19 protein-coding genes are annotated in these 16,296 nt (G+C 26.3%); 15 read left to right on the top strand and 4 right to left on the bottom strand.

Annotated elements, in window-relative coordinates:
• Positions 1-8: 8 nt before the first annotated feature.
• From ACTG45_RS20685 to ACTG45_RS20625, 13 genes are all read left to right on the top strand, one after another.
• The gene (locus ACTG45_RS20685) at positions 9-347 is read left to right on the top strand and encodes a CD1375 family protein (RefSeq protein WP_021383123.1); all 339 of its coding nucleotides are present in this window, start codon (positions 9-11) and stop codon (positions 345-347) included.
• 79 nt (positions 348-426) lie between these two features.
• The gene (locus ACTG45_RS20680; RefSeq protein ID WP_479920318.1) at positions 427-2,169 is read left to right on the top strand and encodes a hypothetical protein; all 1,743 of its coding nucleotides are present in this window, start codon (positions 427-429) and stop codon (positions 2,167-2,169) included.
• 466 nt (positions 2,170-2,635) lie between these two features.
• Positions 2,636-4,822 (top strand): WD40 repeat domain-containing protein, encoded by a 2,187-nt coding sequence (locus tag ACTG45_RS20675; protein ID WP_479920317.1) that lies wholly within the window; start codon positions 2,636-2,638, stop codon positions 4,820-4,822.
• Between the two features lie 17 nt (positions 4,823-4,839).
• Positions 4,840-5,172, top strand: a complete 333-nt coding sequence (locus ACTG45_RS20670; RefSeq protein WP_167640762.1) for a hypothetical protein — start codon at positions 4,840-4,842, stop codon at positions 5,170-5,172.
• Positions 5,172-5,309 carry an XkdX family protein gene (locus ACTG45_RS20665; RefSeq protein WP_479920316.1) on the top strand — a complete coding sequence of 46 codons (138 nt, stop codon included), beginning with the start codon at positions 5,172-5,174 and terminating at the stop codon, positions 5,307-5,309. The genes ACTG45_RS20670 and ACTG45_RS20665 overlap by 1 nt, the downstream gene beginning before the upstream one ends.
• Positions 5,310-5,381: 72 nt before the next feature.
• Complete coding sequence (locus tag ACTG45_RS20660; RefSeq protein ID WP_479920315.1) at positions 5,382-7,718, top strand: hypothetical protein; 2,337 nt, start codon at positions 5,382-5,384, stop codon at positions 7,716-7,718.
• Between the two features lie 3 nt (positions 7,719-7,721).
• Positions 7,722-8,057, top strand: coding sequence for a hypothetical protein (locus ACTG45_RS20655; RefSeq protein WP_021383117.1), 336 nt, complete (start codon positions 7,722-7,724; stop codon positions 8,055-8,057).
• 25 nt (positions 8,058-8,082) lie between these two features.
• Positions 8,083-8,259, top strand: coding sequence for a hypothetical protein (locus tag ACTG45_RS20650; protein WP_479920314.1), 177 nt, complete (start codon positions 8,083-8,085; stop codon positions 8,257-8,259).
• A 73-nt stretch (positions 8,260-8,332) separates the two neighbouring features.
• Complete coding sequence (locus ACTG45_RS20645; RefSeq protein WP_479920313.1) at positions 8,333-9,145, top strand: N-acetylmuramoyl-L-alanine amidase; 813 nt, start codon at positions 8,333-8,335, stop codon at positions 9,143-9,145.
• A gap of 12 nt (positions 9,146-9,157) precedes the next feature.
• Complete coding sequence (locus ACTG45_RS20640; protein ID WP_479920312.1) at positions 9,158-9,775, top strand: glucosaminidase domain-containing protein; 618 nt, start codon at positions 9,158-9,160, stop codon at positions 9,773-9,775.
• Between the two features lie 11 nt (positions 9,776-9,786).
• Positions 9,787-10,038 (top strand): phage holin family protein, encoded by a 252-nt coding sequence (locus ACTG45_RS20635; RefSeq protein WP_167641148.1) that lies wholly within the window; start codon positions 9,787-9,789, stop codon positions 10,036-10,038.
• Positions 10,039-10,350, top strand: a complete 312-nt coding sequence (locus ACTG45_RS20630; protein ID WP_479920311.1) for a hypothetical protein — start codon at positions 10,039-10,041, stop codon at positions 10,348-10,350.
• Between the two features lie 30 nt (positions 10,351-10,380).
• Positions 10,381-11,319, top strand: coding sequence for a tyrosine-type recombinase/integrase (locus ACTG45_RS20625; RefSeq protein WP_479920310.1), 939 nt, complete (start codon positions 10,381-10,383; stop codon positions 11,317-11,319).
• Positions 11,320-11,507: 188 nt separating this feature from the next.
• Here the strand turns inward: ACTG45_RS20625 and ACTG45_RS20620 are convergent, their stop codons facing one another.
• Positions 11,508-11,843, bottom strand: a complete 336-nt coding sequence (locus tag ACTG45_RS20620) for a BlaI/MecI/CopY family transcriptional regulator (protein WP_479918819.1) — start codon at positions 11,841-11,843, stop codon at positions 11,508-11,510.
• A 201-nt stretch (positions 11,844-12,044) separates the two neighbouring features.
• Here ACTG45_RS20620 and ACTG45_RS20615 point away from each other — a divergent pair, with 201 nt between their 5' ends.
• Positions 12,045-12,407, top strand: a complete 363-nt coding sequence (locus tag ACTG45_RS20615; protein WP_021383128.1) for a helix-turn-helix domain-containing protein — start codon at positions 12,045-12,047, stop codon at positions 12,405-12,407.
• A 251-nt stretch (positions 12,408-12,658) separates the two neighbouring features.
• Positions 12,659-12,874, top strand: a complete 216-nt coding sequence (locus tag ACTG45_RS20610; RefSeq protein ID WP_021383082.1) for a hypothetical protein — start codon at positions 12,659-12,661, stop codon at positions 12,872-12,874.
• Between the two features lie 104 nt (positions 12,875-12,978).
• On the opposite strand, the gene ACTG45_RS20605 is transcribed toward ACTG45_RS20610, so the two are convergent.
• The 3 genes from ACTG45_RS20605 to ACTG45_RS20595 form a co-directional block, all read right to left on the bottom strand.
• The gene (locus tag ACTG45_RS20605; RefSeq protein ID WP_021383152.1) at positions 12,979-13,119 is read right to left on the bottom strand and encodes a hypothetical protein; all 141 of its coding nucleotides are present in this window, start codon (positions 13,117-13,119) and stop codon (positions 12,979-12,981) included.
• A gap of 195 nt (positions 13,120-13,314) precedes the next feature.
• Positions 13,315-15,156, bottom strand: a complete 1,842-nt coding sequence (locus ACTG45_RS20600) for a hypothetical protein (RefSeq protein ID WP_479920309.1) — start codon at positions 15,154-15,156, stop codon at positions 13,315-13,317.
• A 27-nt stretch (positions 15,157-15,183) separates the two neighbouring features.
• Positions 15,184-16,296: tyrosine-type recombinase/integrase (locus ACTG45_RS20595; protein WP_479920308.1), on the bottom strand; the 1,113-nt coding region annotated here is incomplete at its 5' end.

Below are 16,296 nucleotides of genomic sequence, written 5' to 3'. Positions count from 1 at the left end.
AGGTAAGAATGTTAAAAATAGACAAAAGAAAAATACATGATATTAAAAATAGAAAAGAAAATGACATTAAGTTTAATATTATAGATACAAGTCAAATAACTCAAAACAATGACATTACAGATTTAATGTTGGCAACTGCTGAAATATGTGAAATGGTATTGGATAGCCAATCAAAACCATCTACCATGTCATTAAAAAATATAAAATTAAATGAAGGAGGAAATAGTATGGCAGCAATTTATGTAGGATTAATAGAAAGAGGTTTAAAAACAATTGACCAAGTACCTGTAAAATACAGAGAAGAGGTAAGAAAAATGTGTGAGGCACTAGAAATTCCGTTATCATAGAACTTTAAGAGTTCTTTTTTTGTGCTCAAAATAGAGAGTTACATTAGTAACTCTCTAACTTAAAGAAGAAGGTGATAAATTGTTAAATGAAGATGCAGTAAAAAAATTAAAAAATGTACCTAGTAATACTAGTGATAAAATTGAAAAAGTTAATACAAATATAGGAGATACAACACTACTTGAAACAACAGATAAAACTAGTATTGTAAGTGCAATTAACGAGGTAAAAACTAGTATAGATAGTATAGAGACAACAGCAGATAAAACAACTATAAAAGATACAGATAATTTATTTGAAAGCGACAATGTAGAGGGAGCATTAAAAGAACTTTTTCAAAATGTCGATAATGGGAAAAACCTAATTGCTAGTGCCATTACCGACAAGGGTATTAATACTAGCAAAGATGATACTTTTCAAAAAATAGCTGAAAATATAAATAAATTAGTAAAACTTAACCATCCTCCTATATTAAGTAATATAACTGTATCAAATATTAAAGTAGGAGGCTCTTATACACTGAATTATACTTGTACAGATGAAGATAAAGATACATTAATTCATAGACTTAAAATAGGAGATAATGATTTTATTTCTATTAATCCTAGTAATAATGACAATAATTTTACTTATATAGGAAATGGACTAAGTCATAATACCAGCTATACTTGTTACATAGAAGTAAGTGATGGTGATAAAATAGTATTATCTAATCCATTCACAATAACTATACCAAAAGCAGAGATATATGGAGTTAAAATTGATGAAGGTAACAGTAATCCATTAACTTGTGTGACTTACATTGAAAGTTCTCAGGGAGTAATACCTGCCAATTCAACTGGTTATAGAGGATGGTCAAATATATACCCTTTTAAAGATATAAAACCTTGTGGTTTTAAGTCTGGAAAGTTATACAAATATATTAATCCACAAAATTTTTCTAAATATTTAGATGGAAGTGATGTCATTGGAGATGTTGACGTAATGATTGAGTTTCCAAAAATATATTGGAAGTTTACCACAACAACTAATGGTTATGAAATAAGAATATCAGAAGCTAGAATTGATAATAATTATATATGCATGGCTCATACTGTTGGTTCTACTGAAAAAGAAAAAATATATATTGGTGCATATTTAGGGTATAATATTGATGGCAAATTAAGAAGTGTTTCTGGCTATACACCTACTGTGTCAAAAACTATTGGAGAATTTAGATTACATGCCCAAGCTAATGGATCTGGGTATCAACAATATAATTATTATTGTATGTTAATGTTACAAATATTATATTTAATAATGTACAAATCTCTTAATAGTCAGTTACAACTTGGGTTTGGATATACTGATGAAACAGAGGAGTATATGACTACAGGAGGAACAAATTATAATGGAATGATTTATGGGTCTAATGGCAAGAAACAAATTAAATTTTTAGGAATAGAGGATTTGTGGGGGAATTATAATCAATGGGTAGATGGGTTTTATAGTGATAATGATTTAAACATGATGATAAGTGATAATTCAATATTTAATGATAAGGGAACTGGATATATAAATCGAGGTCGTGGTGCAAATCAAGAATTAGGTGGTTCTATCAGTAGAGTTCAAGCTACTAATCATGGTGGATTTATAATAAAATCATCTGATAATGGAGCAAGTGATAAATATTATTGTGATGCTGGTGCCTTATTTTCCAATTCTGTACCAATAACAGGAGGATTTAAGGGGATTGAGTCAGTTGCAGGAATTTTTCTTTTCATGGTTAGTTATTCTTCTTCATACTCTGATAATAAATTTACTTCTAGGTTAGTGTATATGTAAAAAATTAGTTATTTTAGCATGAATATATAATTCTAAACGATAAATTTATCTAGGTAATAATATAAAACATTTGTTTATAATGAGTATTTAAAAATACTATGCAAGATAAAAAGTTATTTTAAGAATGTTATAATCAAAAAAACATTTTACATTATTTATATGTTTGCAAAATATGGATGTGATATAAATGAATTTATTAATACTTTTTAAAATGTATAAAAAACATCAATCATCTGTTAGTAATTCTATAAAGTTAATACAAAAGAAATTTAAGGATTATTTAGATTTGATTGTTGAATCTAAATAGCAAAGTTTATAAGAACAGAAATTATATAGAAAGCTAAGATATATTGTCGTGATCAAGAAAGACTTAGTAAGAACTATATTATATAGTTCTTTTTTTATTGAAAGAAACTAAGGACTATACATAAATATAGTCTTTTAAATAAAAAAAGAAGGTGACAAATTGTTAAATGAAGATGTGGTAAAGAAATTAAAAAATGTACCTAGTGATACTAATTCAGAAATTAATAAAAAAACAACTATTAATGATGCAGAAGAATCTGAGACTACAACGTATTCATCAAAAAAAATAAAAAGCTTAGTAAATACCATAGAAAATACAGCTAATAAAGTAACTATAGAAGATATAGCTAATAATTTTACAAGTGACAATGTAGAGGGAGCACTAGATGAGCTTTTTCAATCTGTCAGTAATGGGAAAGAATTAATCGCTACTGCTATTACTGACAAAAAAGTACCAACTAATAGTAGTGATACATTTCAAACTATGGCAAGTAATATTAGTAGTATAAAACAAATGCCAGATATGCCTGATGATGTTGAAGAAGTTTGGTGTTTTTACAATGATTCAAGTGTAAATTCAGTATGTGTAGATTCTAAAGATAATATTTATAATGCTAGTAGTGATATGTCAGTTAAGAAAATATCTCCATTAGGAAAAGAAATATGGAGATTTACAAAGCATACACATTTTGTGAATTCAGTAACAGTAGATTCTGATTTTAATGTTTATAGTGGTGGGGTTGACAGAATCTTAAGAAAAATATCTTCTTCTGGAGATGAAATATGGTCTTTTCCAGGTTTTAAAAACAATATAACATCTATATGTATTGATTTAGATAATCATATAATAGTTGGAATTGCAGATAGTAGTCTGGTTAAAGTATCATATGAAGCGACAAAAATATGGGAATACACAGGAAACACTAACAGTATATTATCAGTAGATGTAGATTCCGCTAATAATTATTATATTGGAAGTGCTGATGAGAGTATAAAAAAATTATCTAAAAACGGATCATTAATATGGAGTTATATGGACAACATGGGTTCAGTTTATTCAGTGTGTATTGATTCTAACAATAATCTAATAAGTGGTGGAAACGATAAGATTATAAGAAAGTTTAATTCTAATGGCGAGATAATCTGGAAATCTATAAGCCTTTCTACTATATTTTCTTTAACAGTTAATAATGAAAATGAAATATATTGTGGATGTGATGATAAAACTATAAAAAAGATATCTCATGATGGATTAAAAATATATGAATTTATGGTACACACTAATCGAGTAGAAACTGTAACTTTAGATAGTAAAAATAACATACTAAGTGGTAGTAGTGACAATACCTTAAAAAAATTTCAACAAAATTTAGGTATTCTAGTTACAAAAGATAACCAAAGCGAAATACATAAGGTAACTAAATTAGGAACTCTTGTAGAAGAAGTATCTCCTTATCCTGATAATATATGGACAACTAATCTTGATGTTGACATAATCATGTCAACATGTATAGATTTCAATGATAATATAATAAATTGTGATGGATTTGATAGATCAGTAATTAAAACATCACCTTCAGGTGATCTTATCTGGAAATATAATTTTTTATTTAGTTTAGGTATATATTCAGTATGTACTAATAATGACGGTTTAGTGTACTGTGGAGGCATCAGCAATCTAATGTTTTTATCTGATCCTGATGTTGTTTCTAATGAATTGCCTTTACATTCAGATATCATTATTAGTCTAGCAATTGATAATAGTAATAATTTAATAAGTGGTAGTTATGATAATACTATTATAAAAACATCATTAGAAAGAGACGATACATTCATGAAGTCACTCTGGACATTTACAGGACATACTGATCATATTACTGTAGTTACAGTTGATTTACATGATAATGTGTATAGTGCTAGCAATGATAAAACAGTAAGAAAAATATCTTCTGATGGTGTTGAAATATGGAAATTTATAGGTCATACTGATTCTGTAAATTCAGTGTGTGTAGATTCTAAATATAATGTATATAGTGCTAGTAATGATAAAACAATAAGAAAAATATCTTCTAATGGTGTTGAGATATGGAAGTTTTCAGGTCACACTGATTCTGTAAACTCTGTATGTGTAGATTCAGAGTTTAATATTTATAGTGGCGGATCTGATAGTACAATAAGAAAAATAGCCCATAACGGTGTTGAGATATGGAAATCAACATCTTTTACTAAGTCAATTAAATCAATATTATTAGATTCATCTAATAATATTGTTATAACTTATAATCTTAATACTATAAGTAAATTGAAAAATACACATGTATTACAAAAAGTAGCTTATTATAACTAATTTTAGGAGGAAATAGAATGCAAAAATACTTAACAGGATTGGAACATAAGGAAGGTAACATTTATAAAGTGAATTTAATACATAATATGCCATTTGATAAAGTTAATGGCTTAGGAAAATCAGCTCAAGAATTGGAATTGAATGGTGTTCTAATTGATACATTAATTGAAGCTGAACATAAGGAAGGGTTTGCATCTATTATGTATGTAGATAAGACAACAAAAGAGATTACATATGAGTATGTAGAAATACCATTGACACCAGAACAAGAAGCTCTAAAGAAAGTCAAAGAATTAGAATTAGAAAATGCTAATATAAACTATGCACTAATGATGGGAGGATTAATATAATGTTAGGATTTGAGAAGATAAAATATTACTATGATAATAAAATGTGGAACAAAGAAATGGTTAAAAATGCAGTATTTAAAGAAAAGATAACAGCAAAAGAATATAAAGAAATAATAGGCGAGGACTATATAGCATAGTTCTTTTTTTATTGAAATAAACTGAGAAGCATATTTATATGTAGTTCTTTAAATAAAAAAGAAGGTGATAAATTGTTAAATGAAGATGTAGTAAAAAACATTAATAGATTAGATAAAGAGCAGGATGACATTAATTTAGAACTTAGTAAAAAAGCAAGTAAGGAAGATTTAGAAAAAGTAATACAAAATGGTACTAATGTAGCTGTATCTAAAGATATTTCAACAAGTGATTGGATACTAGAAGAAAGTACATATACAACTATAATTGAACATAACCTTGTAACTAGAAAAGTACTTATAAGCTTAATTGATAAAACTACTAATAACAATGTATTTTGTTCATATAAAATTTTAGATGATAATAGGATAAAAGTTTTTAATGAAACCAATGATGAGCTTGAATGTATAGTTGTAAATGGAAACTCAGCTATAAATATGACTTCAGCAACTATTGATGATAAGAGAAGTACTGAAACAACCACTTATTCTTCTATAAAGATAGAAGCTTTATTAAAACCCTTAGAAAATAAAATTGATGATATAGAAAATCTCAAGGAAGTTGACAATATAAAATGTAGTACAGATATAGGAGAATATACTATAGAAAATAGTAAGAAAGGTTATCTAACTAATTTTAATATAGAAGGAAAGACTCTAATTGATTTATGGGGAAAAACTAGTTCAGATTTTTCTTTATGGAAAACCACTTTTTTAGATGGAAAAATAAACATACTAACAGAAAATGATATAAGATATTCTAATTTTTTTACTACCAATTATACTTTATATAAACCAGATACTATATATACAATAATAGTTGATGTTGATAAAAATACTTTACCTAGTACAAGTGGAATATATATTCATAGTTTAGGAGAAGAAAATTCAGTATTTATTCCTAATCTGACAAATATAGCTATATTAGGAGGAGTGATTGGGAAATTCAGATATACATTTACAACAATATCAGACTTAAGTGATTGTAATGTGGCCTTAAGGAGTGTTTTAGATAATGATACACTTGCATCTGGTTATGAAGTAAGTTTGAAAATTACCATATTAGAAGGAGATTATACAGATATTAATATAAATTACTCTAATGAACTATTAAGTGTTGGGCAAAGAGATAAAGTGGAGCTTTTAAGTTATCCATATAGTGGAATTAATATCTTTAATAAGAATGCCAATTTTAAAGATAATTATATTTTACAATATCTTAATGGAGAGGAACTTATTTCTGAGGCTAGTAATCATAAATATACATTAGACTATATAGAAATAGAACCAAATACAGAGTATACTTTTTATAATTGTAGTAGAAATATTTGTTGGTATGATATAAATAAAAGTTTTATTCCAACACCATTAAATGAAAGAATAATAGGAGATAAAGATATTTTTTATGTTGCTAGAAGCCCTAAAAATGCAAAGTATCTAAGAGTTACTATAATAAAAGATTTGCATGATGATGGTAATAAAACAATTATAACTAAAGGAAATAAATATGATAAAAAGAAAATTCCTTATACATTAAGAAGCTTACCAAATGGAATAAGAGATAAAATAGTCTACAAAAATGGTTCATATAAACTAATACAAAGATGTGAAGAAATAGTTTTTAATGGTAATGAAAATTGGATAGAAGTTCATGGAATGTATGAGTTTAGATTAAATTTAGATATATCTGTATTAAGATTAGATATGTCTAAGTTTGTAACTAACTTATACAAGCAATCTCATGTAGACTATATATATAATGTTCAAACTGAATCAGCATTATCTATATCAACAGAAAATGGAATAGGTGTAATAGATATAGTAGATACTTCAATATCTCCTTTTAACATTGCTAACTTTAAAGAAAAATTAAAGAAAAATCCTTTGAAAATAATTTATGAATTAGAAACACCAAGAGAAATTAAACTTAGTCTACTAAATTTGGAGCAATATGATAATCAAACTAGATTTATTTGTAACTCAGGCATTGCGATACCAAATATTAGTTTTGAAAGGACACAAAATTTAGGTAGCCATATAGAAGTTATTAGAGAGAATTTAAAAGACATTACATCAATAATTAAAACTGAAAGTAATATTGATTTTAAATTTATAAATGGATGGGATAAAGTGTGGCAATCAGCTACTATTACAAAGGTAGGAAAGTATTTATTTATAAACATGATTGTAACAAAAAATACATCAGCTACTGTTTTAGAAGAAGCAATAATTAAATTACCTTTAGGAATATCAAGACAAAACTATTCTTGTCCAGTTATGAATTCTTCTTGTGAACAAGTTGACACTGTAGGGATAGCTTGTGTAAATAATACTATACTAATGTTAACTCCAGGTCATGATATTACGAATAAAGGAATTTTAATTAGTGTTGTTGTAAATTTGGAGGTCTAAAGTATGGATAAAATGAAATTTAAAATAATAAAAGAGCATAATTTCTCAAAAGAAGAAATTGACAACATAGAAATTGACAATTTTTTTATTACAGGTAATGGACAATTATGGACTCCTTTAATAAGCAAAGAAGGAGAGCTAATTAAGACAGGTGAACAGTCTTATAACGAATGGTTAGAATTACAAAAGAATCCACCTAATCCAGAACCATCAATTGAAGAAATAAATGCAAATAAAATCACAGTTTTAATAGAAAATCAAAAGGAGCAAGACAATCTTTTAATAGATAATGCTTATAGAATAGCTATGTTAGAACTTAACACAAACAATGTGTTATAAAATTATAAAAACAGGAGGTGATAATATGCATAATATTTTAAAAAGAATGATTGAACAAAAAAACTTTAAGGTTAAAGAAGAGTTACAAACTAAGCTAGATGTATTCTATGCAATGAATAGAATAAAAGAAAGTGAATATACAGAGTTAACAAATTTATTAATTAAAGAAGAAACACCAGTAGAACCAAGTGAAATAGTATAGGTTCTTTTTTTATGTTTAAATTTAGAGGGCTGACTAATCTCAGCCTTTTTATTTATTGAAAGGAGTGGTAATTTTGAATATAAAAACATTAACAATTCATGCAGGGCATAATCCAGATGGTAAGGTTGGCTCTGGAGCAGTAAAGTATATAAAAGAATCTACAGAGGCAAGAAATGTATTAAAATATCTAATACCTTTAGCTCAAAAAGAGTGTAAAGTATATGATTGTACATGTAACAATGGAACTTCTCAGAGTGATATATTGAATAAAATCATAGCTAAATGTAATTCATATAACTCAGATTTAAATGTAAGTGTTCATTTTAACTCAGGTGGAGGTAGAGGTGTAGAAGTCTTAGTGTATAACTTAAATGACAAAGAGACTGTTGAAATAGCTTCAAGAATTTGTGAGAAGATAACAAAAACTTATCATAATAAAGGGGATAAAGCTTTTAAAAACAGAGGTGTCAAAGAAAAGAAAACTCTAGCATTTTTAAGAAGAACAAAAGCAAAATCACTTTTAGTTGAATGTTGCTTTGTAGATACAGATGATACTAAAAATTATAATGCTAAAGATATGGCCATAGATATTGCTGAAGGTATATTTAATAAATCTATAAATCAAACACAGGAAGAAAAAACGAAATATACAATAGTTTATGAAGGTGAAGTTGATAAAGCTATAGCGAATGTAATGGCCATAAATTATAAATCTGATGAAGTCTATGTATGTGAGTTAAAAAATTACATACCTGGTCATTGTCAAAACCTTTATGTAATAGGTTCAGCCAGTGACAAAATTAAGACTAGTGAAAGATTCACTAAGTTACAAGGTGATGATAGATGGGCTACACTTCATAAAGTATTAGATTTTATAGGGAAGTAGGAGGTATTAAGATTGAATATTTTAGATAAGCCAACGGCAACATTAGAACAGGTCTTTGCATATTTAGACACATTAAATAATAACTCCAATCCACCACATTATTTATGCAAAGCTATAGCACCAATAATATATAAAGAAGCAGAGAAAAAAGGTGTAAATCCAGTTATTGCAATTGCTCAAGCATTTGTAGAAACTGGATATTTTAATTTTGGTAGAGTTTTAAATCCTTCATATTGCAATGTATGTGGACTTAAAGGGAATAAAGGTGGTGGAGATTTAGACCTATCAGCTCATACAAGATTTAGTTGTTGGGAAGATGGAGTAGCAGCATTTATAGACCATCTAGCTCTATATGCTGGAGCTAAAGGTTATCCAAAATATAGTGAATTAGTTGGTAAAAATGAATACAAAGTTAATGGAGTTACATTAGACCCTAGACATTTTCCGTATTTGCATGGAGAAGCTAATACAGTTGAGAGTTTATCTGGTAAATGGTGTCCGGATATGGGCTATGACCAAAACATAATAAATATATGCAATAAGATAAGTTCAATGAAAATAGAAAATAATGATATAAAATTAGAGAAAATAAAAACTAAAGTAAAAGAATTAAATGAGATTCTTGGATAGGAGGAAGTTATATGGATATAATGCAGTTTATACCTCAGAATTTGATAATGTTAATAGGTGGACTTTACATATTGGGGACTTTTATAAAAGAATCAAATATTAAAAATAAATATATACCTTTTACATTATTGATTATAGCAATAATAAGTAGTTGTTTATTTATGAATGAGTTGTCAATAGAAGCTATCTTTGAAGGTATTTTATGCTGGGGAGCGTCTATAGGCATAAGTCAAATACAAGTACAAAATAAAAAGGAAAAATAGATGTTATCTAAAGAAATGATTGAATTATTAAGCCAATATGGATATACAGCTATACTATTAACAATAGTAATATTATGGTTTGGCAGATATTTAGAAAAAAATAGACAACTGGAACAAGATGATAGAAAAAAAGAAAGGGCTTATTTTTCAAGAGAAATTAAGGAACAAAGAACTTTATTTGGTAATACAATAGATAAATTTGATGATAAATTAGATAAATTTGCAGAAGCATTAAACACTAATAATAGTAGACTTGAAAGAGTTGAAACAGACATAACAGAAATAAAAGATAGATTAAAGACTAGGGATTAATTTTTCTAGTCTTTTTAAGGAAGTGAGATATTGACAACATTTGAAAAGAGAAGTAAAAGAATTAAAATAGATGGAGATATAAACAAAAATAATGAGAAATTAATAAAAGGATTTCTTCAAGCTAAGAAAATAGCTGGATTAAGCGAAAAAACTATCTATGTATATAGGTGTGATTTAAATACATGGTCTAGATATCTACATGATGAAATGGGTGATTTACTTATTGAAGATTGTACTGAAGACGATATAATGGAGTATATCTCATTTAGGATGGAAGATAATCATGTTAATAGAATCAAAGTAATATTCTCAGGCATTTCATCTCTATATGACCATCTTAGAAGGAAAAGAATCGTAAAAGAAAATCCAGTATCACTAATAGAAAGACCTAAAAAAGGATTACCTGTTGTAAAAAAACATTTTTTAAATATAGAACAAGTTAAAGAACTACAAGATAAATTGTCAAAACAAGATGATTTGCAATTAGAAGTTTATATAAATTTTGCTTTGTCAACTGCTGGTAGAGTTACAGCTACAAGTAATCTGACTTGGGAAAATATAGACTTTGATAATAGAGTATGTGAGAATATCAAGGAAAAAGGTGGAAAGATAGTAGATTTTTACTTTAGTGAGAAAGTAAAAGATTTATTATTAAAACTAAAAAAACTGAGAGAAGAAGAAAATATAATAAATGATTATGTTTTTTTAGTTAGGTATGGTGGAGAATATCATAAAGCCACATCAGATGTATTAAGAAGTTGGGCTAAGAAGGCTGGTAAATTAATATATATAGATAATTTAGCACCTCACTCATTAAGACGAAGTTTTGCAACTATAGCTAAAGCTAATAACTTACCACTTGAAGATATCTCAACTATCCTGAATCATGAATCCACTGATACAACTAAGATATATATAAAAGAAGATAAATGTAAAATTTCTAAATCTAAAGATTTAATAGGATTATAAAATTAAAAAGAAGTGATATTATGGCATGTAAAGGTAAGAAAAAAGGAAATAGATAATAATAAGCCCTCTAGGGATTACTCTTAATTGAGTTTTCTTTAGAGGGCTTTATTTTTTTGTCCATAATGACTTTTTATGCAAATTTTCTATGTTTGTAAAATTCCATTCATTAGTATCTTACTTTATTAAAGTTACGTTTTTTCATTAATAATTAAACAATATTCTAAAGAACCAATAAAACTTTCTATAGAATTAGAGTGTACTTCTTCTAGAAATCTTTTGGTTTCAAATGCTTTATATTCTCTTTCTGTTATAAGTATTGTGTAATGAGTATATTTCTCTATTTTTTCCGCATCCAAAAAATTCTTTTTAACTAGTCGCGATAAAAGTGTTAGAGTTGTCGTTGCCTTCCAGTCCCATGCAAATTCCATAGCATTGATAACTTCTTTAGATATTACTATATCATTTATGTGCCAAATAAACTTCATAACTTTCAATTCCGCTTTTGGTATGTTTTGTATTAACATATGAACAACCCTTTCTAATTCAAAATAAGTAACAATTAGATTTTTAATTCCCTTACAGACAAATTCTTATGAGATTAGCTATCTTATTTGCAAAAATTATTTTAGACTTAAATGCCCTATATAAATTATTCATGTATATAGATTATTATATTATACTCTGTAAATGGTTACAATATAAAAAACAGAAAGGAGAGTATAATTATGGATGTAGATTATAAAGCATTAGGAAAAAGAATCAAAATTGCAAGAATTAAAAATGGGATAACTCAAGAATCTGTTGCTGAGGAAATAGATATAACCCCATCTCATATGAGCAATATCGAAACTGGAAAAACAAAGGTAAGTTTGTCTGTGTTAGTTAATATTGCTAATGCTCTTTCTGTTACGATAGATGAATTGTTATGTGATAATGTATTAAATTCTAAAATTATATTTGAGGGAGAAGCTAAAGAAATTTTTAATGATTGTGATGAGTATGAAGTTAGAATACTTGTTGATGTTTTAAAGTATATGAAAGAAGCTATGCGTAAAGATAGAGAAATAAGAAATCGATTTGATATGTAAAACCCAGATTTTTTAGTTAAGTATATCAAGATTATATATTACAGTTTCAAAAATAGAAAACATATTAAAATTCTAATTTTAACTAGTCTTTAAATTCCAATTTAAGGAATAGTATGTATACGATATAAAATCTATTATATCTACTCTTTCTCATGTTATGTAATTAAAAATAAGTTATTTTATGCATTACGATTTATTATATTTAATGATATAATAAGATTAAGTATGACAATGTTGAAAGGAATGATATTATGAAAGAACATGAATTAGAGATAAATATCTCAATACCAATTTCTCTAGTTATTCTTTATTTAGCTATAGTCTCTATAGTAATGCTAGGTATGTCATCTTTAAATAATTTTGCTAACATATCATCTATACCTGTAAATGCTTTAGGTTCGACAGTTGGATTTGTTATGTTTCAACTTTTAGTTAGTTTTTTTAAAAATAGAAAATCTATAGATTAAAATATTATTTACATTAAATTTTGTTTTAATATTTTTAATTTGTGGTATAATAAAAGCAAGGAAATATATTTTACTTAACTTTGAGTGATGTTTCCTTCAACAAATTATTTTGAAGATTTATTTTTCTGGAACTTTATATTAAGTTCCCAACCACTCTTAGCTGCCGACTTTGAGTGGTTTTTTAATCTATCATAAATCCAACAAGCGATTAAACCTGCTATAACATTCATCATTAGATTCACCATAAGTTTCACCTCCTTCCTAAAAGAAAGTTAAGGTGACTTTATGGAAATACCACTCTTAGATTTTCAAATATATTCCTTGCTATATTTATTATATCATAAATATTGGAAATATAGAATTTTAAATATCATCTAAAATTTGACGCTCTATACGTCATTCTAAGGCTTTATAATAATCCTACATTATGTTTATACCTTTCAATTTTCATCATACAAATTATATATGGGATATAATTTAAATTCTTTCAATAATTCTTCGTTCATGTCAGACATATTATTTCTAGCTTCTTCAAACTTTTCAATTAATATATTTACTGCACATTGAATGGCTATATCTTCTGAGTTTTTATTCTTAATGTCGACTAAATCAATAACCTCATTCATATTAAAACTTCTAAGCCTTTTTATTATTTGATATTTGTTAATCTTGTTTAGATATATATCATCTTTATCTTCAATCCATTCCAATAAATCTAAAGCTTTAAATAGATATTTTTTATTATGAATGCTATCGTAATATTTGATTAGTTCTAAAATATATAATATTACTTTACTAACATATTCTGGTGTTTTTATATATTTTTTAATATCTATATTAGCTTTATCTTCATCAAAATTAATACTATCCATATAATTATGTGTTAAAAAAACATATGGACTACACATTACATTTTCATATGTAAATTTATTTTTTTTATCAAAAAAGTTGGTAGGACATAGTTCATCTCCTGAGCTTTCTCGATATAACAATATTTTTTTTCCATTTATCTCTATGGGTACAATGCCTGAATTTTTATTCATACCTTCTCTTTTAAATTTTTTATTTTCAATAAATATATCTATAAGTAAATTTAAGTTTTCATAATCTTCATATGACATATTCTCTAATAAAAAGTTACTTTGATTTATATCTAGTATTTCCAACACTTTCTTGACATTTTTAAAAAATACACAATCTTCTATTATATCATCTTTACTATATCGTATATCTCTTAAATGTAATTTAGCCAACTCTTCTTTGGTTGAATGTTTTTTAATAATCATTTTTTCGTATTCAAAGACATCTAACAATATTTCAAGATTTTTTAAGTGACTATCTACAGTTCCTCTAGCCTCTTCTAATATAAATTTTACATCCTCTGTCATTTCATCATCTGGTTCATCTTTTGATGAATAGTTCAAATACATAGTAATAAAATTATTGATGTTTATTTTATATTTTTCTTTATATTGAGTTAGTATACATACATTATCACTATATATTTTTTCATTGATAAATATATCTATAATAATTTTTTTATTTAATTGTGTGATTTTCAGTCTAGTTATGGGAGCCTTAATATTTGTATCATTTAATTTGAATGGTTTATATACATACAGTGACCTTTCAAACAAATCATATTCATTATCTATATCCGCAAAATCAATTATAACTCTTTTATCATTATTATTTATTTTTATCTGCTCATCAACTAAATTTTTTGTTTGTTTATCTATATTACGATAAAAAGCATCAACTATCTTTTCAAAATGATTATTTTCAGGTCTCAATTCATAAATCTCAATATCTTTAGTTTTCTGATTACTATATTTGCCCTTTTTCTTTCTATTTCTATTTTTTTTATCTACTTCATTAAGTATATGTTTTAAATCTAAAGGTAATAAATTTCTATAGTATATTTTTATTTTATCGAAATCTACAATTTCAACATAAAATAATATAATTCCCTCATTATTATAATAATTTCTTAAATCGCTAATTTCCATCGAATACTTTATTTTTTTTTCACTCAATTTTTTCACTTGAGATGACTTAAGTTGTATATTTATCTTTTTTAATAAATTTTCTTTTTTATTACTGGCTACAGAGCATTCTTCAAATTCATATTTTTTATATAAAAATAAGCTTCCATCCCATGATGGTGTTTTATCATTTGATTGTATATCTGCCTCAATATTACCTGCTCTATCACAAAGACTTTCAATTGATCTTATTGATAATCTTTCCTTTTGTGTATTTGTAAGTAGTCTATTACCCAAAAAAATCACCTCCTTTATATTATATCATTAATTAACTTTAAATAAATTTTCAGATATTCTATCAGAAGCTTCTTTATCCATTTCTTTAAGTACATGAGAATATACATTAAGAGTAGTATTAATATTTGAATGACCTACCCTTTCAGATATAACCTTAATTGGTACTTTAGAATTTATAAGTAAAGTAACATGTGAATGTCTTAAGTCATGGAATCTGATATGTGGTAAATCATTATTCTCTAAAAACTTTCTAAATCTCTTACTCATAACATCTTCAGCAATAGGATTACCTTTTCTATCGAAAAATAATAAGTTATATTCATTTCTAATAATACTTCTTAATAATTTCTTATTCTGCTCTACCTTATAATCTTTTAATAAATTCATAAGCTCTATTGGTGCGAATATTTTTCTAATCGAGCTTTCAGTCTTAGGCTCTTTAAGTATAACAGAACCATCTAATCTACTAGTTATCTTACTTACTGTTATTGTGTTCTCATCAAAATCAATATTATCCCAAGTCAATCCTAAGACCTCTGAAAGTCTCAATCCTAGCCCTGTAGCCAGACTGATAGGTAGCTCCATATCGGTATTCTTAGCTACTTCCAATAATTTTAGCATCTGTTCTTTATTATAAATTTCATTTTTAAATTTTTTAATTCTAGGACTTTCTATACCATCTATAATATTTTCTTTTATTAATTTAATTCTATAAGCTCTCTTTATTGCAAGTCTTAACACATTTATATGAACTTTTATTGTTTGTGGATTTAAATTACCAGCTAAATCATCTATATAATTTTGTATATGAATATTTCTTAGCTCTTGTAGACGATATCTCCCAATAGAAGGATTAATATGATTTTTACAAATGGCCATATAACCATTGTATGTGGAAGCCGATATATTATCTTTGTACTTCTCAAGAAAATCTAATAAAAAATCAGATAGTGTTATTTCATTTGGAATAAGAAAGCTATCTTTATATATACTATCCTTAACTTCGGCCAATCGTTTGTTAGCATCCCTTTTTTTATCAAATGCTCCCATATTCTTTTGTTTTCTTTTTCCTGATTCATCATCTCTAAATTCTAAGTACACTACATAGTTTTTATTTCTTTTCCTTATAAAAGCATTCAT

This window comes from Clostridioides sp. LIBA-7602, assembly GCF_056688945.1.
Note: the sequence above shows the minus strand (reverse complement) of the source record. Positions and strands in the feature narration are given on the sequence as shown.

Coding starts and splice junctions, on each gene's coding strand:
- ACTG45_RS20685 (WP_021383123.1), top strand. CDS start 9: ATGTTAAAAATAGACAAAAGAAAAATACATGATATTAAAAATAGAAAA.
- ACTG45_RS20670 (WP_167640762.1), top strand. CDS start 4,840: ATGCAAAAATACTTAACAGGATTGGAACATAAGGAAGGTAACATTTAT.
- ACTG45_RS20665 (WP_479920316.1), top strand. CDS start 5,172: ATGTTAGGATTTGAGAAGATAAAATATTACTATGATAATAAAATGTGG.
- ACTG45_RS20655 (WP_021383117.1), top strand. CDS start 7,722: ATGGATAAAATGAAATTTAAAATAATAAAAGAGCATAATTTCTCAAAA.
- ACTG45_RS20650 (WP_479920314.1), top strand. CDS start 8,083: ATGCATAATATTTTAAAAAGAATGATTGAACAAAAAAACTTTAAGGTT.
- ACTG45_RS20635 (WP_167641148.1), top strand. CDS start 9,787: ATGGATATAATGCAGTTTATACCTCAGAATTTGATAATGTTAATAGGT.
- ACTG45_RS20630 (WP_479920311.1), top strand. CDS start 10,039: ATGTTATCTAAAGAAATGATTGAATTATTAAGCCAATATGGATATACA.
- ACTG45_RS20620 (WP_479918819.1), bottom strand. CDS start 11,843: ATGTTAATACAAAACATACCAAAAGCGGAATTGAAAGTTATGAAGTTT.
- ACTG45_RS20615 (WP_021383128.1), top strand. CDS start 12,045: ATGGATGTAGATTATAAAGCATTAGGAAAAAGAATCAAAATTGCAAGA.
- ACTG45_RS20610 (WP_021383082.1), top strand. CDS start 12,659: ATGAAAGAACATGAATTAGAGATAAATATCTCAATACCAATTTCTCTA.
- ACTG45_RS20605 (WP_021383152.1), bottom strand. CDS start 13,119: ATGGTGAATCTAATGATGAATGTTATAGCAGGTTTAATCGCTTGTTGG.